The organism is Paraburkholderia sp. SECH4 (genome assembly GCF_030511745.1).
Classification (GTDB): Bacteria; Pseudomonadota; Gammaproteobacteria; order Burkholderiales; family Burkholderiaceae; genus Paraburkholderia; species Paraburkholderia madseniana.
The window spans coordinates 218,031-238,755 of sequence record NZ_JALOCP010000005.1 but is presented as its reverse complement, the minus strand read 5'-3'; the positions used below and the strand labels follow the sequence as shown (position 1 = coordinate 238,755).

Below are 20,725 nucleotides of genomic sequence, written 5' to 3'. Positions count from 1 at the left end.
GTGCTATTTCTTTTGCTGCTCCCGTGCTTTGCGGACAGGCGTTGCCGTGTCCGCAAACAGATCGATCACGACCCCGCGCAGCCAGCGATTGCCTTCGTCCTGCTGGACTCGCGTGTGCCAAAGCAGATGGATCGGTGCGGCGGGCAGCGTCATGGGCAGCGCGCGCAGGCTGAGCGAGAAAGGGGTTGCCAGTTGAAGGGCAAGCCGCTCCGGCACCGTGGCGATCAGATCGGTGCGTTGCAGGATGTAGCCCACGCTCATGAAGTGCGGCACCGTCAGTCGCACCTGACGCTGTACGCCGCGCCGTTTCAGCCATTCGTCCACCTGCCCGTGGCCGGTGCCGGCCGCCACGACTACAAGATGCTCAGCCTCGCGCCATGCAGAGAGCGTGAGCGGCGCGTCCTCGAGCGGATGGCCGCGCCTGAACAGGCACACATAGCGCTGATCAAACAGGCGGCGCTGATAGAAACCACCCTTGAGTTGCGGCAGCAAGCCAATGGCCAGATCGACGCGGCCGTCGGCCATCTCGTTGCTGAGATTGACGCTTGTATCGCGCACGGTATTGAGTGCGACGCCCGGCGCGACGCGCGACAGTCGTTCGAGCAGCGCGGGCAGAAAAACAACTTCGCCGATATCGGTCATGCCGATCGTCATGGTGCGCATCGCGCGCAGCGGATCGAAGCCCGTCACCGGATTGAGTGCGGCGTGCAGCGTGGCGAGCGCCTGCGAGACCGGTTCCGCCAGACGCAGCGCGAACGGCGTGGGCACCACGCCGCCCGGCCCGCGCACGAACAAGGGATCGCCAAGCCGGCGACGCAGCTTGGCGAGCGCGTTGCTGACGCCGGGCTGGCTCATGTTCATCTGCTCGGCGACGGTCGCCACGCGCCGTTCCTGCATCAGCCGCTGGAAGAGCAGCAGCAGATTGAGGTCGATTTCGCTCAGTTCCATAACTCACGCATATCCGGGTCTCATTCAATCCAGTGATGAAGCAGATTCATTTCATCTTATTGAGGAATGAAGGTCTAGTGCTGAAAATACTGACACGGCACGCGCATTCGCCATGGCGCCCGGAAATGCGATGGCGGCCCACACCCATAAATCTGGATATCGGAGACACAGTCATGAAGCAGACGGATCTAAAGATTGCGATCGTCGGCGCCGGCGTCGGCGGCCTTACGCTTGCGCTCGCGCTGCGCGAGCACGGAATCGATGCGCAACTCTACGAGCAAACCGAAGAGCTGCGCGAAGTGGGCGCGGCCGTCGCGCTCTCGGCCAACGCGACGCGCTTCTACGAGCGCATGGGACTGCGCGCGGACTTCGAGAAGGTGTGCGCGGAGGTGCCGGGCCTCGTCTATCGCGACGGACGCAGCGGCGAGGTCATCGGTCACCATCGCGGCACGCCCAGTTCTCGCGAGCTGTTCGGCGGCTCGTACTGGGGCATTCATCGTGCCGATCTGCAGGCCGTACTGTCCAGAGCCGTCGGCCTTGAGCGCATCAAGCTCAGCCATCGGCTGGTCGATCTCGTGCAGCACCCGGATCGCGTGAGTCTGGCGTTCGATAACGGTCAGCGCATCGACGCCGACCTCGTAATCGGCGCCGACGGGGCGCGCTCGATCACGCGGCGCTGGATGCTCGGCTATGACGACGCCCTGTATTCGGGCTGCTCGGGCTTTCGCGGCGTGGTGCCGGCCGAACGCATGGATCTGCTGCCCGATCCCGAGACCATCCAGTTCTGGGTCGGACCCGGCGGCCATCTGCTGCACTATCCCATCGGCGACAAAGGCGACCAGAATTTCCTGCTGGTCGAACGTCATCCATCGCCGTGGCCGTTACGCGACTGGGTCATGCCCGCCAGCGAGGGCGAACAACTCCGCCTCTTCAAGGACTGGCATCCGGCCGTCGTGCAGATGATCACAGCTGTGCCAATCAGTCAGCGCTGGGGATTGTTCCACCGTCCCCCGCTCGGCCGCTGGAGCAAAGGCCGCGTGACGCTGATCGGCGATGCCGCGCATGCGCTTGTGCCGCATCACGGCCAGGGCGCCAATCAGTCGATTGAAGATGCGGTGGTGCTGGCCGCTCAATTGGCCGCGGCGGGTCCAGGCAATTGGCGCGAGGCGCAGGAAGCCTACGAGCGCCTGCGCCGGGGCCGCACGCGCAAGGTGCAGTACGCGTCGATCACCACAGCAGACGTGCTGCATTTGCCCGACGGGCCGGCCGCGCAGGCCCGCAACGCCCGCCTCGGCGCGCGCGACAGCGTGCTGAATCACCTGGACTGGATTCACGATTTCGATGCGCTGACGGAAGAACCGAGTGAGCGGCAGGGTGGTACCTGGCTTTGAGCTAGGCCTGCTTTACGGTTGATAGCGCTCGGAGAAGCCGCCCCTCTCGTATCGCATAGGTGAATGCAACTGTGTTGGTAAGAGCGAAGGCACTGTACATTTCAAACGGAAGGCTTCAGCTTCAGAATGGTTAAGAGATGTATTGAGCCCGGAAGCATGTTGGCGCACGGTGGAGTCGCCATTAACAGGCGATAGCGCGCCTATCGATGCGGCGTGACGGCTATCCGACGAACCTCGTATCCCACTTCACTGAGAAAACTCTCATGGATCGTCCGCAGGCAGTTCCAACGCAGCAGGTATTGAATGAACGCGTGATTGTCACCGAGTGGCGATTTGCGCCCGGTGCTGAGACCGGCTGGCATGTTCATGGACATGACTATGTCGTGGTACCGCAAACGGATGGTCAACTTCTCCTCGAGACATCACAAGGCAACCGGGAATCGCAGCTGCGCGCAGGGCACAGTTACGCGGGGTTGAAGGGAGTGGAGCACAACGTCGTCAACGCGACCGACCACGAGGTGGTATTTATCGAGGTGGAGATTCGCTGAGGCGTCTCTTGACGAAAGACACAGACGAATAGCCACTTGTGGTCGAACTCAGCCGGATGACGAGCGGCTCAATCAGGCCAAGTGCTTAACCATGAACACCCGCTTTAAACCTTTCTCCTCGGCCCGGTGCGTCTCCGTATAGCCGATGCGAGAGTAAAGCGCGATATTTTCCGTCATGCTCTCGTGCGTGTAGAGCCTGATGACGCGACAGCCGGCCACTCTGGCCGAGCGTTCAGCGAATTCCAGCAGGCTGCGGCCTAGTCCCGTTCCCTTGGCAGCAGGTGCTACGGCCACGTTGTCCAGTAGCATCGCGTCCTGCTCCGGGATGAGCACAACAATGCCCTGTATGGCGCCTTCCAGCTCGACAACGTAGACTCTGCCCTCGCCGATCAAGACTTCATAGTCGTCCAGCATCGGTCCCGGTGGCCGCCCGATACGAGGGATATAAGGCGAGTAGGCCTGCCTAACGATTTCCTCAATAGCTTGGAGGTCGGCAAGAACGGCGAGGCGGGGATCGGGATGCATTGTCATGTTTCGCAAGTATTCGGCAGAAAGCGTGGTCGTGAATATGGTAGCTCTTTCATAAGGCAACGCTCCGGCTTTGACCAGCAAGCCGCAACGCATCGACAGCCATGCCCTCCCATCGCCAATTAACTTTTACTTATACCCCCACGTTTTTGGCTGATTAGACGCGAACAATTCGGCTACCGACTATCGGATCAATGGCGCGGCCTGCCCTCCGGCTTGCAGCGCGCTAATCCAATGGAGGTCAGAAATGGTAGCCGATGCCCTGGTCTCGGGCGATGCCGAGATTACCCGTTTGCGTAGCACCCTCGCGGACGCCGCGTCCCGATCCAGCCACCAGATCGTCGATCTCGCACGCGCCCTGGTAGCCGTTCCCAGCGCCTACCCGCCCGGCAATACTCACGCGGTCGTCGACCGGATCGAGGCAATGTTCGAAGGCTCCGGCGCGGAAGTCGAGCGATTCGGTACGCTCCCGCATGTCATGAACCTCGTGGTGCGCGTGCGTGGTGCGCGCCCTGGGCGTCGGCTGGTTTTCAACGGCCACCTCGACACCTTCCCGCTCGTGAATGCCCATCAATGGTCGGCCGATCCGAACGGTCAGGAACGCGACGGAAAGCTTTACGGACTGGGCGTGTCAGACATGAAGGGCGGGGTCGCCGCCATCGTGTTCGCCTTGCGTCAGCTCGCCGCTGTGCGCGACTCGTTCGCGGGCGAAGTCGTCGCCACCTTCGCTGGCGATGAAGAAAGCATGGGCACGGAAGGGACAGGCTATCTGTTGAATCATGTGCCGCACGCAGCCGGCGACGCGATGATCAGCGCCGACACCGGCTCGCCCAACGTGCTGCGTTTCGGCGAGAAAGGCATGATCTGGCTGCGTCTCGATGCAAGCGGCAAGTCGGCACACGCGGCCCATGTGCATAAGGGCGATAGCGCAATCGAGAAAATTCTCGACGCTATCCACGAACTCAAATCGGTGCGCGACTACCCGGTGAACGCGCCGGGCGAAGTCCTCGCCGCCATCGCCCGTTCGAGCGAAACATCTGAACTTATCTCCGGCGCGGGAGAGAGCGACGTTCTGCGCCAGGTCACCATCACATTCGGTACGGTCAGCGGTGGACGTCTGTCGAATCTGATCGCGGACCACGCCACCGCTACCGCCGACATCCGCTTGCCGGTCGGCGTTTCAGTCGCGGAGATCGAAAGCCGCATCAAGGAAATCGTTGTGCGCCATCCCGGCGTCTCGCTGGAGATCACGCGACGCTACGAACCGAGTTGGACCGCGCCCGATCACGAGATCATTCAAACACTCAGCCGCCATTGCGCGGCGAAGCTCGGCACACAACCGGTGGTCAACATGCGTGTCGGCGCCTCCGATGCGCGCCTTTACCGGCAGCACGGCGTACCCACCGTGGTCTGCGGCTTGACGTCCTACAACATGGGCTCGTCCGACGAGCACGTGTACGTAGACGAATTGCGCGCGCTCGGTGAAATCTTCGTGCTCACTGCTTTCGACTATCTGAGCGCACCAGCCGGCCTCTAAACCGGCCGCGCCTGTCACGAACTTCATTGCCCTCGTCGTCGGAACGCGCCGCAGATGCAGCGCTGCCCTACGCTCCTCGCATCGGAAAAGGAAATGTCATGTCCACCGATAAAGTTCCAAGTCCTGAGCAACGCAGAAAATTTCGCCGTATCCTGGCCTCCGCGCTGGTGGGCAACATGCTCGAGTTTTTCGACCTGTTCGTCTACGGCTTTCTGGCTGTCATAATCGCCAAAGCTTTCTTCCCGACGGGCGACGCCTACACGTCGATGCTCGCCGCTGCCGCAACCTTCGGCGTCAGCTATTTCATCCGGCCGCTCGGCGCGATGGTTATCGGCGCATACAGCGACAGGCGTGGCCGCAAGGCGGGCATGATGCTCACCATCTGGCTGATGGGCATCGGCACGCTCGTGATCGCCTGCGCCCCCACCTACGCGACATTCGGCGTTGTCGGTACCTTGATCCTCGTGCTCGGCAAAGTCCTGCAGGGCTTCTCCGCGGGTGGCGAATTCGGCTCGACCGTCTCCTTCGTCACGGAGCACGCACCGAAGGGAATGAAGGGGTACTTTGCGAGTTATCAGGTGGTCGGGATTGGCCTCGCCACGGGCCTCGCGAGTATCGTCGGGCTCGGTGCGAACAAGCTGATGACGCCGGACACGCTGGCATCGTGGGGCTGGCGCGTGCCGTTTCTGATCGGCCTCGCGATCGTGCCGTTCGGCTACTGGATTCGCCGGCGTGTCGACGAAACACCCGAATTCAAGGTATCCAGTCACGAACGCAATCCGATCCGCGATACGTTCGCGACGGCCAAAGCACGGATCGCCGCGGCTATCGGCCTGTATTCACTCGCCGCTTCGACGAACTATCTGTTGGGCGTATTCATTCCGCTGTACGCGCAGAAGGTGTTGGGAATGAGCCCTGTCGATTCGATGTGGGGTGCGATTGGCTATTCGGCCGCACAGATCGTATTGCCACCGGTCTTCGGCGCACTGTCAGATCGTATCGGCCGGCTTGCGCTCATCACGACGGGCACGCTGCTTACCATTGTCCTGACGATTCCTGCATTTCACCTGATGGTCGCGTCCCCCACAGTCGGCGTCTATGTTTTCTGCGTCACTGGACTGACATCGTGCGTGATGGTGTTCCAGGGTGCGATGCCCGCGTTCGTCGCGGAGCTGTTCCCGGTTAGCACGCGTACCACCAGCATCGCGGTTGTCCATAACCTGACTTTCGCCGTGTTCGGCGGTTTATCGTTGATGATCTGCACGTGGATTGCAAACGAGACCGGTAGCAAGTTCGTGCCTGCTTATTACGTCATGGTCACTGCCGTCATCGCGCTAGTCTGCATTCTCTACTTTCGCAAGCGGACCTCCCCTGCTTCTACTCGTGAGAACGTGCTGAAAAACGCCTGACGGCCCAGGTTCTCCGCGTTCCATTTTTTGATTCGCCGGATCGCACGCCCGTCGAGCTTTAGAATCTGTTGAATCCGACGAAGGCCGACATCCGGCGGGCATCCAATGAGACTCAGGCACATCGAAGTAGTGAACGCGATCCGCGTGACCGGAACGCTCAAGGCCGCGGCCGCGCTCCTGTCGCTCACCCAGCCGGCGATCACGCAAACGCTGCAGAGCGCCGAGCGCCAGTTGGGCTATCCGCTGTTCGAACGGGTGCGCGGCAAGCTCATTCCGACCCGGGAGGCGCAAACGCTGTTCCCCGAGATCATGCGGCTCGATGAGCAGTTGCAGGCGGTTCAACGGCTCGCCGAAAACCTGCGCGGCGGGACGGACGGATCGTCGATCCGCATTCTGGCCGCCCCAGCCATGGCGCAGACTGTCGTGGTGGACGCAGCACTCGCATTCAAGGCCTTGCATCCAGGCGTCAAGCTGTCCATTCGCGCGGATTACTCGGCAACCGCAGTCGCCAACATCGCGCTGATGGAAGCCGATATCGGCCTGCTGTATCACAGCGTGTCGCATCCTGCCATCAAGGAGATCGAACTGGCGTCGAGCCGGCTCGTTTGCGTGGGTCACCCGGACGTCCTCGACAAGGCGCCTTTCATGGAGATCAGTGCGCTCGAAGGCCGCGAGATCATTGGACCTGATCCGGCCGATCCACTCGGGCGGCTATTGGCGAAACGACTCGAAGAACTCTCGGTCACAGTCCGCTCAAGCATCACCGCGCAGTCGTATCACTCCCTCGTGTCGCTCGCCGCGCGGTCGAAAGTCGTGACCATCGTCGACGAGATCGCGGCACTTTCCGCACGCGCTCAAGGGCTGAATGTCGTGCCGCTTGCACCGGAAATCGCGATTCCGGTCGTTGCGAGCGTGGCCATTAACGGCGAGCGGTCTGCGCTGGTCGAACAGTTTATGCAAGTGTGCAGGAATACGTTTCGCGCACTCGGATGAAAACGTACGCTGAATGCGGGCGTTCAGATCCCCAGTCACGGAGAATACCGCGCATCGAAGAAGGCCTACTGCACCGTCTCCGGCGTCTGCAGCAGTAGCAAAACTTCGTTATTGACATATCAGTCCAGAATACATATCCTCGAGCCATGGTTAGACCTAGAGAGTTCGATCGCGACGAGGCACTGGATCACGCAACACGCGTGTTCTGGGCGAAAGGCTACGCCTCGACTTCAACCGAAGACCTGCTCGCGGCCATGAATATCGGGCGCCAGAGTCTCTACAACGCGTTCGGTGACAAACGAAAGCTCTACCTTGAAGCGCTGGAGCGATATCAACGGGAAAGCAATGCGGGTCACCTGGAGCGCCTGAAAAGCAGCGCATCGCCACTAGCCGGTATTGAGGCGCTTCTGCTTGGCCTCATTGCCGAAGATGACGGCATACGTGCACTCGGGTGCATGGGTGTCAACGCGGTCAGTGAATTCGGGTCTGCGGATCCGGAGCTTGTGATGCTACGGAGCAAAGTAGGTCCAAGGCTTTTCAGATGCCTGGTCGAACGCATACGTGAGGGACAGGCATGCGGAGAAGTCGACCCCACCATCGAGGCCCGCGAAGCCGCCGCCTTTTTGCAGATGACAATGCAAGGTATTCAGCTCGCCGCCCGTGCAGGTAGCGATGCCAGGAGTCTGCGCGCACAGGCCAGATTTGCAATCAACCGTTTCAGACCGCGCTAGGCAGTGAAAGCCTGACGTGGTTGCTGTTCGCCCAATTATGGACTGATCTGTCAACAACGGAGATGCTAGTGAACGAGAACTACGGACTTACCGGAAAGGTTGCCATTGTCTTTGGCGGCTCGCGCGGTATTGGCGCGGCTGCAGCGAGACGTCTGGCAAGAGAGGGCGCCGATGTAGCGATCACCTACGTTTCGGCGCCGGAGCGAGCGGAGGAAACGGTTGGGGCAATTGAGGCTACCGGACAGTCTGGCCTTGCAATCAAGGCTGACAGCGCGGATCCGGCAGCGATCAAGGCAGCTGTCGCGCAGACCGTGGATCACTTCGGAAAACTGGATATTGCGGTTGTCAACGCCGGCATCTTGAAGCTTGGTGACATTGCGACGGTGAGCGTGGAAGATCTTGACCGCATGCTGGATATCAACGTGCGTGGTGTCTTTCTTGCCATCCAGGCCGCTGCTGCGCGTCTCTCTGACGGCGGCCGGATCATTACGATCGGCAGCAACACAGCGGTGCGTAGCGGACATCCGGGCTCGAGCGTTTACTCAATGACGAAGGCCGCGGTTGCCGTCATGGTTAAAGGTATTGCCGTTGACCTGGCCAGCCGGGGCATCACAGTCAACAACATTCAACCCGGGCCAACTGTAACGGACATGACGGCCGATCATATCGAGGCGATCAAGCCGCTCATTCCGCTTAAGCGCGCCGGCGATCCGGATGAGATTGCCGGTCTGGTTGCCTACCTCGCCCGCAAGGAGTCGGGTTACATGACCGGCTCCAGCCTCACCATCGACGGTGGTATGGCGCTATAACCGTCTGGCGCCCTGTTCTATTTCGTTGCCCGATTTTCCGCCTGAGCGACCAGCGCCGACAAGACTTCAGGAAAATCGGAAGAAACGTCAGCGCAAATGTCGTGCGCATTCTCCCCGACTACGTTGATCTTGTAGGTGATGCGATTGCCCCCACCAGGTAGCGGTTCGATTTCATGGACCACGCGAACCACAACGTCGCCAAGCATCGTTTCGTCTGTGAACAGATGCTGCCCATCGACTTCGACGAGTTGCGACTTGATGATCTCCTGGTCAGGAAGCGTCATGGTTAGCCATGAGCCCACAGCGAAAGGACCATCAATGGAACAGGCGTGGACACCCGTATTCCAATTCTTCCAACCGGAAACGGCCTCGAAGAACTCCCAGATCACTCCTGCCGATGCGGTGGTCTCCTGGCTATAGGAGGCAGTGGCGTGCGTACTGTCGGTCATGTGAGATCCTCTAGTAAGAGCACAGATAATATGCGAGCTTGCTAAAGGATATCAACAGGAGAAGTCGGCGCATCCTGCCGGATCAGTTCCCGGCGCTTCAGCTCGGCCCAGAACGCCGGTGGAATTTCAGCCCGGAAGGTTTGCAGGTTGTCTTCCAGTTGTGCAACCGTACGCACGCCGGGGATGTTGGTCGGGATCGCGGGATGGGCGAGAACGAATTGCAGCGCCGCCGCTTTGAGCGGTACCGAGTATTCCTGACATACCTGCTCGATCTTGCGCACGCGTTCAAGAATGGGCTCCGGCGCGGGCGAATAGTTGTATTTCGCGCCTGGCACCGCACCCGTCGCGAGAATGCCGCTGTTGTAGCCGCCACCGAGAATGACCGACACCTGCTGCTCTTCGCACAGCGGCAGGAAACCGTCCAGCGCGTCCTGCTCGAGCAGCGTGTAGCGACCGGCCAGCAGCAGGCAGTCGAAATCCTGCCGGCGAATGGCTTCGTGTGCGACCTGCCATTCGTTGACGCCGAGCCCCACCGCTTTCACGATCCCTTCGTCACGGAGTTTCAGCAGTGCTTTCGCCGCACCAGCCATCGCCGCCTCGAACATCTCGGGCTGACGCTCGCCGTGCGTAAAGACGTCGATGTCGTGAATCAGCGCAATATCGATGTGCTCCAGCGCCAGACGCTGCAGACTGTCTTCGATGGAACGCATCGTGCCGTCGTAGCTGTAGTCGAAAACGGTTTCGAAAGGCAACCCGTCGACCCATGGTTCAAAGTTGATCTCGGCGCGTTTGCGCGGCTTCAGCAGACGCCCCACCTTGGTGGACAGCACAAACTGGTCGCGCGGATACCAGCGCAGCCCTTGCCCGCAGCGCGCTTCGCTCAACCCGTGCCCGTACATCGGCGCGGTGTCGAAGTAGCGCACGCCCGCGTCCCACGCTGCCTTGATCAAGGCAGCCGAATCCTCTTCACTGATCGGCCTGAAGATGTTGCCGATCGGCGCGGCGCCGAAACCCATCACGGTCGTCTCGAGCCCTGAACGCGGCCATTTACGTTTTGCTACCGGATTCATTTTTATCTCCTTTGTCGATGGGAGTGAAGCCATTCGTTCCAGACTGACTGACACGCAACGCCCGTCTACTTGATCTTCGCTGCAGCCGCAAGCTTGCGCACCCCCTCTTTCGGGTCCTCGTTCGAGTTCATGAAATTCGTGACGACGTCGGTAATCGCGCCAGCAGTAACCGGCGACTGAAGATTGCCGAAGGCCAACGAAGGCAGGAACGCGCCAGATTTAATCGTGGCCTGCTCGTCGGCGAATGATTTCCTGGCGCAGCTATCGAACTTGTCCATGGGAACGTCCAGCCGAACAGGAATTGAACCCTTGTAGAGACTGAACTGCTGCTGGAAATCGACGGACATGATCGTCTTGGCAAGCGCAAGCTGCCCGGGCGACGCCTGCTTCTTACCGTTCTGCTGAAAGAACGCGAACGAATCCACGGTGTACGTGTAGGCATTCGACGTCCCCGGCGCGGCCGCGCAAATATAGTCGGCGTCTGGCTTCTTGTTCGCATTGGCGAATTCGCCCTTCGCCCAGTCGCCCATGAACTGCATGCCGCCCGAGCCGGAAATGACCATTGCCGTCGCGAGATTCCAGTCACGGCCGTGGTAGCCCTTATCGAAGTAACTCCGGATCTTCTGGACGACCTCGAACACCTGCACCATCTGCGGCGAAGTCAGCGTTTTCTGGTCAAGGTCAACAAGGGCTTTCCGGTAGAAATCCGGACCTTGGGAAAGCACGGCCGTCTCCCAGATGGTCATGTCTTGCCAGGGCTGGCCACCATGCGCGACAGGTGTGATGCCCGCTGCACGAAATTTGTCGGCGAGCGCGAAGAATTCCGGCCACGTAGTGGGCGCCGTGCCCCCGACTTTTTCGAGGTCGGCTTTGTTGATCCACAACCAATTGATTCGGTGTACCGAGAACGGCGCAGCCACATAGTGACCGCCTGCCTTCATGGAGCTATCTATCTGCGACGGCGAATGCGCTTTCCAATCGGTAGCGGACTGATCGACATTGACCAGCATGTCCTGATCGGCCCAATCCTGAATCAGAGGCCCCTTGATCTGCGCGGCCGATGGTGCGTTGCCCGAGATGACCTGGGTCTTCAGCGCCGTCATGGCCGCCGCGCCCGCGCCTCCCGCTATGGCGAAGTCCTTCCACTCATAGCCCTGTTTGGTCATATCGTCCTTCAGCACCCGGATCGCTTTCGATTCGCCACCAGAGGTCCACCAGTGCAGTACCGAAAGCTGTTCGGCGGCCAAACCAGCATGAGTTCCAGCCATGAGCAGCGTAATACCCGTCGCAACCGACGTGAGTGATCGTTTCATTGCAGTCTCCGAAGTTTTCGTTATTTGATCGAGCGGCGCGTTCGAGGCCAGGTCGAACGCGCATGCGTGCCCGTTTTCATACGTGTCAAACGTCTTTACCGATCTACAGGTCAAACCCAAGTTGCGCCTTGCCGAGCGGTGTCAGATCGTCGGCAGTGGCGCGTCCGCTGAAATCCACTTCGAAATGGTCAGCAGGAAAATCGGGCGGGCTTTCACCCTTGAGGAAGCTCGACAACTGGCGCTTCAGATAAGCGTCGTTTTTGGCGCACGCGGGCGCCGAGGCGATGTACATCACGTTGCTGTAACCCGCACCCCTGTGCTCGTCCTCGACTGCATGGATGACATCGCTGTGCCAAAACACAGTGTCACCCGCTTCCATTTTGGGAATCGACGACAGTGCCTCGAACAATGGCGCATGAAATTCCGGCTTGATCGACAGCGCCCGTCCGGGCATTGCACCGCACAGGTCGTCCTCTGCGACATCGTCCTGAAGCGCGCGTAGCAGGATGTACACCATCGAATTGGCGATGGGCACGAGTTGCAGCGTGCCGTCGCCCGGGCCTTGCGGCGTCAAGGCAGTCCAGCCCTGGAACGTACGAAACATCGAACATACGGCCGGCGATGCGATTTCCTGCACGTCAGGTCGGAAAGCCGCGTCGAACGCGTCGTAGTCGCGCCAGTTCCCGGCAAACACGTGGCGGTACACCTTCCGAAAATTGCTTTCGATCCAGCGCTCGACCGACCCGCCGTCGCAATGCGCCGACAGGCCAAGCGACGCAGAGCCTGGCGGCCGACGACGCAGACGATCGGCATAGACAGGCACGCGCTCCGGATCGAAGTGCACCTGGCCGCCGCTCTCATTGCGCCACAGCCGGTTCAGGAACACACGTGCCTCGGTCAGCGACGCCGACTGACGGGCCAGCACTTGCGGCTTCGACCAGTACACCCCATAGATCTGCGGTTTGCTGGACGCGAGCTGGCCAAAGTATTTGTCTTCAGCGCGGTTTTCCAGGTGCTTGTCGAGATTATTGCGCTCGACATAGTTGGCAATATCCTCGTCCCAGCTCTGCACCAGCGCACGGGGGAAGACATTACGGATCACGCATGCGCCACGCGCCTTGACGACCGCGATCTGGTCCGCAGCGACGCGTTGTTCGGTGATGTCGGAAAACTGAATCTCGGGGATGACGTCTTCTCCACGATCCCGCTGTGTAGCAATTCGCTTCGCCTCGCTGCTGATCGCCTCTTCGACTTCGGCAAAGACCTGCCGGTAGTTCGGCAACGCCGCGCGCAGCTCCTTTTTCGCTTGCCGGATTGCGCTCGGCAAATCGTCGATTTTCAACGCCATGACTGTCTCCGTAGGGATTTGATATGCCCCGAGGATATGACGCGCATGCGTGGCTTGGTGATACTATTCAGGCAATCTTTTTGCGTATTCGGCCATGAAACCAGCCTATGAGCATGTCGACTTCGGTGGGGACTGTTCGGTGCGGGTTTACCATCGGCGGCTCCCGCGCATTCCGTTCGAGTGGCATCACCATCCGGAGTACGAGTTAACGCTGACGATGAACAGTCATGGCAAGCGCTACATCGGCGACTCTGTCAACGAATACGAGGCTGAGGATCTGGTCCTCGTGCCGCCGGATCTTCCGCACACCTGGGCGTCGAATCGTTCAGTCGATCCATCCTCGCCACAGGTCGCCATCGTCATCTGGTTCGACGGCGATTGGGCGCGGCGTATGGCGGATTGTTGCCCCGAATACGAGCCGCTGCGCAAGCTGTTACGCAGGGCCGCGTGTGGGCTGGCCTTCGAGCCGCCTGCCGGCAAATGGATGCGCGAGCGCCTGGAACCATTGCTATCGAGCGTGGCGCGCGACCGCCTTGGCGCCGCCCTCGACATTATGTGCACGCTTGCCGACGCGCCGGGCCAGCCGCTCGCCTCGCCGAGTGCTTTCAACGAGGCGACCACCGGCCCGTCTGGCCACGAGCCCGAACGGATCAACCGGGTCCTTTCGATGATTGACGCGCACTTTGCCGAACCGTTGCGACTGTCAGAGCTCTGCGCCGCCGCCAGCCTGTCGGAACGCTCGCTCACGCGTTATTTTGTTCAGCATATTGGTGAGAGCGTCGGCCGGTATATCACCCGGGTTCGCATTGGTCACGCGTGCCGAATGCTGGTTGACACCTCCCTGCCGGTAGCCGTCATCGCTGCTCGTTCGGGCTTCGCGAACGTCGCCAATTTCAATCGACAGTTCAGGGCCGCAAAGCAAACGACGCCGGCCGAATATCGACGGCAATTCGCGGCTGCGGGTTCTCCGGATAAGGACGCAGCCGCTCGCTTGACCGAACGGTCTCCGTCACTTCAAAAGAAGCGCAAATTAGCGGGCGAGCGAAACGACGAAGAGATTGCTGGCCAGTACCGCGCCTGATCCCGGCAGATAGCAATCTGCGCCCCGTTTCCGCCCTTCGATGTCGTTCGGCGAGCAACATCGCGAACGTTACCCCGCACCGAACACTGTGTTAACTTTTATCAAATAAGCCACTGTCTGGGGAAACTTCGTCAACGACATCGCAGTATTTCCCGTTTAGGAAGGATCGGCGAATCACCCGCCGTGCATCGTCACTGCGGCGACAGGCCAAGTGCATTCATGGAATTCTATTTTGGAGTACGGTATGAAATATCCTCTCTTGGCAACGTTGGTCGCGAGCTTGGGAATTGGCCTATCCGGCGTGGCCAATGCCGTCAACGTAGACGTCAATATCGGCATGCCTGCCCCTGTAGTGGTCGCCCAGGCACCGGTTGTCATTGGCTGGTATGGGGACAGATATTACGACGGTCATCGCTACTGGGAGCGCCAGGAATGGGAAGACCATCACCACCACCATGGTGATCATGACCACTGCCCTCCGGGACACGCTAAAAAGGGCGAGTGCTAACTGCATCGCATCGCAACCGAACTGCTGACGTCGCGCGAACGGCTGCAGCAGTTGTCCGCACATCTGGCTGAACAAACCACCCAAATCGTGCGCAATGTGGCCAGTCGCCTTCGGCCGGCCGCACTGAATTTCGGCCTCGCCTCCGCGCTGGAATGGCTCGCGGGGGATTTCACCCGCCACACTCACATTCCTTGTCACTTCAATGTCACGGGCAGCCGGGCGCTCCTCCGGCTGCTATCGCAGGATATTTGTTCGCCCTATTAAAACATCGTATGCGATTAAATCTTTTGCGATTGACATCCATCGGCCCTTCCCCCATCATGCATCGCATGCGATTACATCGCATGCGATTTAAAGCAGCTTGACACCCTTATCCACAAAGGAATCCATCATGACCAAGATCGACCAAGTCCTTCACTCTGGCAACAGCCACGCCACGATCAATCGAGACCCCAATGTCCAGCGCGGTGAGCTCGGCGTCCTCGACCTCAAACTGTCAGCGCCCGATGGTGAAAGCCGCGAGTTCGTCGCCACCGAGCTGCACCCGAGAGCAGAACAGTTGTTTTCGGGCGCTTGGTCGGCCTGTTACATCAGCGCGTTCGAGATTGCGGCCTCGCTGAAGAAGGTCACGCTGCCGTCCGACTATTCCGTGGACATCCAGGTCAGCATTGGGTCGGTCGGTGCCGGTCATTGCCTCGGCGCCCAGTTCACCATCCGCGCGCCGGGTCTGGCGACGGAAGTCGTCGAGACAATCGCGCACCTGGCCCATCAGATCTGCCCGTACTCGAAGGCTGTACACGGCAACATCGAGGTCGGCCTGAATGTCGTCACCGCGTGATCGGATCAGGCATACGCACCTCGCTAATCTTCGCCCATTATTAATCGCATGCGATTATATCGCATACACTTTAAATACGCATAACACCCCTTACTCACGAAGGAATGCATCATGGAAAAGATCGAAAAAGTCCTCGCCTCAGGCAACAGCCACGCCACGGTCAATCGCGACCCCAATCTCCAGCGCGGCGAGTTTGGCGTCTTCGACCTCAAGCTGACAGCGCCTGGCCTTGAAAACCTCGAGTTCATCGCCACCGAGCCGCACCCGAGAGCCGAACAGTTGTTTGCGGGTGCATGGTCGGCCTGTTACACCACCGTGTTCGGGATTGCGGCCCAGTTGAAGAAGGTCACGCTGCCGTCCGACTATTCCGTGGACATCCAGATAAACATTGGGCAAACCGGTGCCGCGTGGTTCCTCGGCGCCGAGTTCACCATTCGCGTGCCGGGTCTGGAAACGGAAGTCGTCGAGGCGATCGCGCGCCTCGCCCATCAGATCTGCCCGTACTCGAAGTCCGTGCACGGCAACATCGAGATCGGCATGAACATCGTCACGGCGTAATCCGCCCAGGCACGTGCATCTCGTTGACGCACGTGCCTTTCACCGAACATCTTTTTTAGGGAATTCCCATCATGAAGACCAAGCTCATCGTTGCACTGCTCATCGCCTTTTCGGCGTCCGCCGCCGCACCCGCGTTCGCCAGCGGCTATGGACCGGCCCCGTTCTACAAGCCCTCGGTTGGCGCACCGGCGTCGCAAAGCGGTCAGAGCGTGCGAACCGTCGCTGCCGAACGCGACGACGTCACTGGCTCGCAAGAGGCATATGGCGGAGTAGTCGCCGGACTCTCCCAGGCGGGCAGCCATGCCGCCGTGACGCCGCGCGGCAACCTGTTCGCACATCACTAGATCGTGCATTCCTCTGTCGCTGGGCCGTCGCGCATCGTCGTTGCTCCTGCGCGGCGGCCACAGCGGCAGGGAGGGCGCCGCCGCAAGACCTCTACGATGCGAAAGAGCTGGGCCCGGTGAAATTGACCACCGGCTGCACGCTGTACGGCAGCGGTCCAACTTTCACTACATTGCGATATAATCGCATGCGATATATGTCACTTCGTACGTCTTGTGAAACATCAGGCTCTACTAGCCAAAGAGGATACAGATGAAATCCACAGATCAACTGGCACCCGCAAATCCCATGCTCTCCGACTATCTGTGCTTTGCGATCTACTCCGCGAACCTGGCGTTCGGCAAGGCATACAAGCCGATACTCGAGGAGCTTGGGCTCACTTACACGCAATACATCACGATCATTGCGCTGTGGGAGACAGACAATCAGACCGTCAGCGGACTGGGCGAGAAGCTGTTTCTCGAATCCAACACGCTTACGCCGATCCTGAAGAAGCTTGAGGTGATGGGTTATCTGGAAAGGCAGCGCGACCCCGAAGACGAGCGTCAGGTGCGGATCTGCCTGACGAAAAGCGGTCGACGCTTGCGCGAAAAAGCCCTGAAAATGGACCTCGTCGAGGCGACGGGCCTCGCGCCCGACGAGTTCGCGAAGATGCAAAAGGCGATCGTGACGTTGCGGAGCAATCTTATCAAGTCAGTCCAGGACGGCGAATGAGCGCTTGGCGGTCGTAATGCCGCTATCCTATTCGGGCCTTCACGCATCGTAGGCCAGGGGGCGATAGTGTCAGTCTCGCGCAATCACAGCCATTTCAAAGCCGACTGCCCGAGAACGAGTAGTTCGTCAAACTGGGTTATCAGTTCAAAACACAAAACAAACAGCAACGCATAAGAGGGCCCGGGAAATCTGTGCATCCATCGCAGGATCGGCACTGCAAAACGTGTTCTAACGGCGTCCCGAGTCATTATCCAGGTCATGATCATTCCGATTGCCGCCCCCGCGAGTATGTCGGTCGGATAGTGCCAGCCGAGATAAACGCGCGGCAGGCATATGAAGACCGCGGTGTACAGAAGTGCGAACACGCCGACGCCGCGCCAGACGAGAAAAATCCCAGTCGCGACCGCCATCCACAGCATCGCGTGGTCACTCGGAAAGGAACTCCACGTTGGCAGCACGGCCACTCCCGGACCACCTGATGGAAAATGCAAGTGCAGCTCGGGGTTATAGATAGGCCGTATCCGGAATGGTAAATAATGGCCAAAAAGCCTGAAAATTGTGAGCGCAAGAAGGCAGCTCGCGATCGTTGCGACGACCATTTCACGCTCCCATCCACCACGCTGAGTGGGTTTGAACCATATCCACCACAATAAGGGTATGAGCACGAACCCCTTGAATGTATATAGGCCCGCGATGACTCTTATCGCGTGGTTCAAGATGGTGGAACTCAAAGCAACGTGCGTCAGGAAAGTTTGGATTGCTGTGTCGAAAACGTCCATTCGGCAACTTCTCCCGATCTTTACTTATAAGAAAATGTTTAATTAGCGGAAGCCGGCGTGGACTTCTTGGAAATCTGGAACGCGTTAAGTGTGCCACCCAATACGAAAGAGATGAAACTTCACAAAATAAAGGGCCCGGGACAATCGTAGAGGGCCGGCTAAGGATCGGCTTCATCGCGCAGTGGGCGCATTGCGCCGCGTGGCGCGGCCACCAGCTTTGCGAACGTCAGACTTTAAACGCTCGGCAAAGCACCCCCCGCAAATCCGCTTATTGCTCGACAACGCCGAGCAGCGCCTGCTTGCCTCCAACGTATTTGTAGAGCGAAATCACGCCGTGCTTCAGATCGCCCTTCGCATCGAATTGCGTTTCTCCGAGCACCCCCTGATGATCGGTCGCAGGCATTGCAGCAAGGATTTTTGCAGGCTCGGTTGATTGCGCGCGCTTCATCGCATCAATGATGACACCCACCGCGTCGTACGCAAACGGTGAGTTCAGAACCGGGGCGTAACCGAAGCGCTTCTTGTAGCGCTCGACGAACGCCGGCCCACCGGTCATCTTCAGCAGCGGCGCGCCGGCGATCGAGCAAATTACGTTGTCGGCCGCATCGCCCGCGAGTTTCGCGAGATCGTCGGCACACAAGCCATCGCCGGCCAGCACTTTCATCGTCATGCCCAACTGCTTCGCCTGTTTCGCGAACGGACCGCCCGTGCCATCGAGGCCGCCATACATGATCGCGTCCGGCTTTTCGCCCTTGATCTTTGTGAGAATCGCGCGGAAATCGACGGCCTTGTCAGTGCTCGCGTCATGCGAGAGCACCGTAATGCCGTTGGCTTTCGCCTGCTTTTCGAATTCGACAGCAAGACCCTGGCCGTATGCAGTCGAGTCGTCGACGATGGCGACTGTTTTGACTTTCAGCGTTTTCGCTGCATAGTCGGCGAGCGTCGGCCCTTGCTGGGCATCGGTCGCGACCACGCGATACGCGGTCTTGAAGCCCTGCTGCGTATAGGCGGGATTCGTCGCTGATGGTGACACCTGCGCGATGCCTGCATCGCTGTAGATCTTCGATGCCGGAATCGTCGAGCCGGACTGCATGTGGCCGACCACCGCGACGACCTTGTCATCCACCAGCTTCTGTGCGACCTGGGTGGCCTGACGCGGGTCACCCGCATCGTCCTGCGCATCGAAGACCAGCGTCACCTTCTTTCCGCCGATCACGAGGCCCGTCTGGTTGATCTCCTCGATCGCGAGCCGGGCGCCGTTCTCGGTGTCCTTGCCGAGATACGAGGCCGGCCCCGTCACGGGTGCGGCCTCGCCGATCTTCACCACCTCGTCGGCACGGGCGACGCCCACTGCAGCGGCCGCCGATGCTCCCAGAATGCAAACGGTCGCCATACCGCGACCCAAGACTGTGCTTGTGCTCATGCTTCACCCGAAAAGAAGTTGTAATGGTCGGAACGGACGGTAACGGCTGCCCGCCGATCGGAAACACGCGGCCTGTGGACGGTGTGCCTGCCTTCGCCGGATCGTTCGCACCCCAACAGTGCGGCGTCGTTCGTTAGCGGGTTTGAATTTATGCAGCCAGAAAGCCCCGGGATTGCATTGATCTGCCGGAAAATAGAAGAATTGCGGCAGGGCCGCCTCGGACTGATTCGCCGGGCGTCGCCGTATAATCTGGGCGATCCGCCCTCGAGTTCGCGCATGACGACTGCCGACAATTCCAGTCAAGTGACCAAGACTGCTCACCAACTGGTCGAACAACTGGACGCGCTACCGCGCACGCTTCAGGCGCGCCCGAGCCGTTCAGGCGCCGAGCTGAGCGTCGGCATCCTGTTGTGGCCGCGCTTTCCAATGCTTTCGCTGGGCGGTCTGTGTGATGCGCTGCGTCACGCAGCGGACCGCGGCGATCAGAGCCGTCAGCTACGCTGCCTGTGGAACATCGTCGGCGCCGAGGGCGAATCGGTTGAAGCGAGCTGCGGCATTCCGGTGCAGGCGCAGTCCTCGTTTCCAGACGTCACGCAATTCGACTATCTCGTCGTGATCGGCGGTCTGCTTCCCCATCTCGATCAAGTCGACCGGCGCTACTGGGACTATCTGAAACAGGCTGCCGACGCGGGCGTTCCGCTCATCGGCATGTGCACTGGCAGCTTCGTTCTGGCGCGCGCGGGCTTGATGGAAGACCATGTTGCCTGCGTGCACAGCTTTCACCTCGACGATTACCGGCGTATGTTCCCCGCGCTGCGCGTCGTGACCCACGCCGATTACCTGATCGACGGCACGCGCATTACCTGCGCGGGCGGCATTTCCGTAGTGGAGATGGCCGCGCGCCTGATCAGCCTGCACTGCGGACCGGACCGTGCGTCAAAAGTGATCCATCAGATGACGGTTAGCCGCCAGGGCGGCTCCTCGTTCGTCGAGCGGCGCGCGGCGCTCGGCTACCTGTCGGTGGAGGATGCAACCGTGCGCCACGCGGTGCTGCTGATGGAAGAGAACCTCGAAGCGCCGTTGAACATCGTGGTCATCGCGAAGATGATCGGCACCAGTGTGCGCAATCTCGAGCGCGCGTTTGCGACCGAGATGAACACATCGCCAAACGAGTTTTACCGGCGGATGCGACTACGCTACGCACGCTGGATGCTGGTCAATACAACACGCAAGATCACCGATATCGCCTACGAATGCGGCTTCGCGGACTCCGCGCATTTCATCCGCGTGTTTCGCGAGGCGTATGGCGTAACGCCCGGCAAGCTGCGCGCATCGCGAGGCGCGGCCGCCGCCTGATCCATCCCGCCGCCCTTCTACCCGCAAGCCTGTCGCGATTCTTCTACTTTCC

Annotated in this window: 23 protein-coding genes; 15 read left to right on the top strand and 8 right to left on the bottom strand. The window is 60.0% G+C overall.

Annotation, left to right across the window (positions count from 1 at the left end; genetic code table 11):
- Positions 1–3: 3 nt before the first annotated feature.
- Complete coding sequence (locus M0D67_RS10295) at positions 4–948, bottom strand: LysR family transcriptional regulator (RefSeq protein ID WP_171926504.1); 945 nt, start codon at positions 946–948, stop codon at positions 4–6.
- Positions 949–1,121: 173 nt separating this feature from the next.
- On the opposite strand from M0D67_RS10295, the gene M0D67_RS10290 reads away from it, so the two are divergent.
- Positions 1,122–2,339, top strand: coding sequence for an FAD-dependent monooxygenase (locus tag M0D67_RS10290; RefSeq protein WP_266238738.1), 1,218 nt, complete (start codon positions 1,122–1,124; stop codon positions 2,337–2,339).
- A gap of 263 nt (positions 2,340–2,602) precedes the next feature.
- Positions 2,603–2,887: a cupin domain-containing protein gene (locus M0D67_RS10285; protein ID WP_171926506.1), complete on the top strand. Its 285-nt coding sequence runs from the start codon at positions 2,603–2,605 to the stop codon at positions 2,885–2,887.
- 72 nt (positions 2,888–2,959) lie between these two features.
- Here the strand turns inward: M0D67_RS10285 and M0D67_RS10280 are convergent, their stop codons facing one another.
- Positions 2,960–3,499 carry a GNAT family N-acetyltransferase gene (locus tag M0D67_RS10280; protein WP_266238737.1) on the bottom strand — a complete coding sequence of 180 codons (540 nt, stop codon included), beginning with the start codon at positions 3,497–3,499 and terminating at the stop codon, positions 2,960–2,962.
- Between the two features lie 163 nt (positions 3,500–3,662).
- Between M0D67_RS10280 and M0D67_RS10275 the strand changes: the two genes are divergently transcribed.
- The 5 genes from M0D67_RS10275 (at position 3,663) to M0D67_RS10255 (ending at position 8,894) form a co-directional block, all read left to right on the top strand.
- Positions 3,663–4,952: a M20/M25/M40 family metallo-hydrolase gene (locus tag M0D67_RS10275; RefSeq protein WP_171926507.1), complete on the top strand. Its 1,290-nt coding sequence runs from the start codon at positions 3,663–3,665 to the stop codon at positions 4,950–4,952.
- A 98-nt stretch (positions 4,953–5,050) separates the two neighbouring features.
- On the top strand, positions 5,051–6,361 hold the full coding sequence (locus tag M0D67_RS10270) for an MFS transporter (RefSeq protein ID WP_266238736.1): 1,311 nt from the start codon (positions 5,051–5,053) through the stop codon (positions 6,359–6,361).
- 105 nt (positions 6,362–6,466) lie between these two features.
- Positions 6,467–7,354 carry a LysR family transcriptional regulator gene (locus M0D67_RS10265; RefSeq protein ID WP_171926509.1) on the top strand — a complete coding sequence of 296 codons (888 nt, stop codon included), beginning with the start codon at positions 6,467–6,469 and terminating at the stop codon, positions 7,352–7,354.
- A gap of 146 nt (positions 7,355–7,500) precedes the next feature.
- Positions 7,501–8,085, top strand: a complete 585-nt coding sequence (locus M0D67_RS10260) for a TetR/AcrR family transcriptional regulator (protein WP_154560233.1) — start codon at positions 7,501–7,503, stop codon at positions 8,083–8,085.
- Between the two features lie 68 nt (positions 8,086–8,153).
- The gene (locus tag M0D67_RS10255) at positions 8,154–8,894 is read left to right on the top strand and encodes an SDR family oxidoreductase (protein ID WP_233464840.1); all 741 of its coding nucleotides are present in this window, start codon (positions 8,154–8,156) and stop codon (positions 8,892–8,894) included.
- Positions 8,895–8,911: 17 nt separating this feature from the next.
- Here M0D67_RS10255 and M0D67_RS10250 read toward each other — a convergent pair whose 3' ends face one another.
- From M0D67_RS10250 to M0D67_RS10235, 4 genes are all read right to left on the bottom strand, one after another.
- Positions 8,912–9,343, bottom strand: a complete 432-nt coding sequence (locus M0D67_RS10250) for an SRPBCC family protein (RefSeq protein WP_154560231.1) — start codon at positions 9,341–9,343, stop codon at positions 8,912–8,914.
- A gap of 41 nt (positions 9,344–9,384) precedes the next feature.
- Positions 9,385–10,413 (bottom strand): aldo/keto reductase, encoded by a 1,029-nt coding sequence (locus M0D67_RS10245; RefSeq protein ID WP_171926510.1) that lies wholly within the window; start codon positions 10,411–10,413, stop codon positions 9,385–9,387.
- Positions 10,414–10,478: 65 nt separating this feature from the next.
- The gene (locus tag M0D67_RS10240; protein WP_233464845.1) at positions 10,479–11,681 is read right to left on the bottom strand and encodes an ABC transporter substrate-binding protein; all 1,203 of its coding nucleotides are present in this window, start codon (positions 11,679–11,681) and stop codon (positions 10,479–10,481) included.
- 148 nt (positions 11,682–11,829) lie between these two features.
- Entirely contained in the window at positions 11,830–13,074 is a 1,245-nt protein-coding gene (locus tag M0D67_RS10235; RefSeq protein ID WP_266238735.1) for a DUF1479 domain-containing protein, read from the bottom strand.
- A gap of 94 nt (positions 13,075–13,168) precedes the next feature.
- Here M0D67_RS10235 and M0D67_RS10230 point away from each other — a divergent pair, with 94 nt between their 5' ends.
- From M0D67_RS10230 to M0D67_RS10200, 7 genes are all read left to right on the top strand, one after another.
- On the top strand, positions 13,169–14,155 hold the full coding sequence (locus M0D67_RS10230; protein ID WP_266238734.1) for a helix-turn-helix domain-containing protein: 987 nt from the start codon (positions 13,169–13,171) through the stop codon (positions 14,153–14,155).
- A 244-nt stretch (positions 14,156–14,399) separates the two neighbouring features.
- Positions 14,400–14,663 carry a hypothetical protein gene (locus tag M0D67_RS10225; protein WP_166618182.1) on the top strand — a complete coding sequence of 88 codons (264 nt, stop codon included), beginning with the start codon at positions 14,400–14,402 and terminating at the stop codon, positions 14,661–14,663.
- Positions 14,664–14,714: 51 nt separating this feature from the next.
- Entirely contained in the window at positions 14,715–14,927 is a 213-nt protein-coding gene (locus tag M0D67_RS10220; protein ID WP_266238733.1) for a hypothetical protein, read from the top strand.
- A 127-nt stretch (positions 14,928–15,054) separates the two neighbouring features.
- A complete protein-coding gene (locus M0D67_RS10215; protein WP_154560225.1) occupies positions 15,055–15,501 on the top strand; it encodes an Ohr family peroxiredoxin in 447 nt (148 codons plus the stop codon).
- A 111-nt stretch (positions 15,502–15,612) separates the two neighbouring features.
- On the top strand, positions 15,613–16,059 hold the full coding sequence (locus tag M0D67_RS10210; RefSeq protein WP_154560224.1) for an OsmC family protein: 447 nt from the start codon (positions 15,613–15,615) through the stop codon (positions 16,057–16,059).
- Between the two features lie 71 nt (positions 16,060–16,130).
- Positions 16,131–16,403 (top strand): hypothetical protein, encoded by a 273-nt coding sequence (locus M0D67_RS10205; protein WP_266238732.1) that lies wholly within the window; start codon positions 16,131–16,133, stop codon positions 16,401–16,403.
- Positions 16,404–16,653: 250 nt separating this feature from the next.
- Complete coding sequence (locus tag M0D67_RS10200; protein ID WP_154560222.1) at positions 16,654–17,115, top strand: MarR family winged helix-turn-helix transcriptional regulator; 462 nt, start codon at positions 16,654–16,656, stop codon at positions 17,113–17,115.
- Between the two features lie 83 nt (positions 17,116–17,198).
- Here M0D67_RS10200 and M0D67_RS10195 read toward each other — a convergent pair whose 3' ends face one another.
- Both M0D67_RS10195 and M0D67_RS10190 read right to left on the bottom strand, forming a co-directional pair.
- Positions 17,199–17,894 (bottom strand): phosphatase PAP2 family protein, encoded by a 696-nt coding sequence (locus M0D67_RS10195; RefSeq protein ID WP_154560221.1) that lies wholly within the window; start codon positions 17,892–17,894, stop codon positions 17,199–17,201.
- A gap of 268 nt (positions 17,895–18,162) precedes the next feature.
- Entirely contained in the window at positions 18,163–19,287 is a 1,125-nt protein-coding gene (locus tag M0D67_RS10190; protein WP_266238807.1) for a branched-chain amino acid ABC transporter substrate-binding protein, read from the bottom strand.
- Positions 19,288–19,593: 306 nt separating this feature from the next.
- On the opposite strand from M0D67_RS10190, the gene M0D67_RS10185 reads away from it, so the two are divergent.
- On the top strand, positions 19,594–20,673 hold the full coding sequence (locus M0D67_RS10185) for a GlxA family transcriptional regulator (protein ID WP_266238731.1): 1,080 nt from the start codon (positions 19,594–19,596) through the stop codon (positions 20,671–20,673).
- The last annotated feature ends 52 nt before the right edge of the window (positions 20,674–20,725 follow it).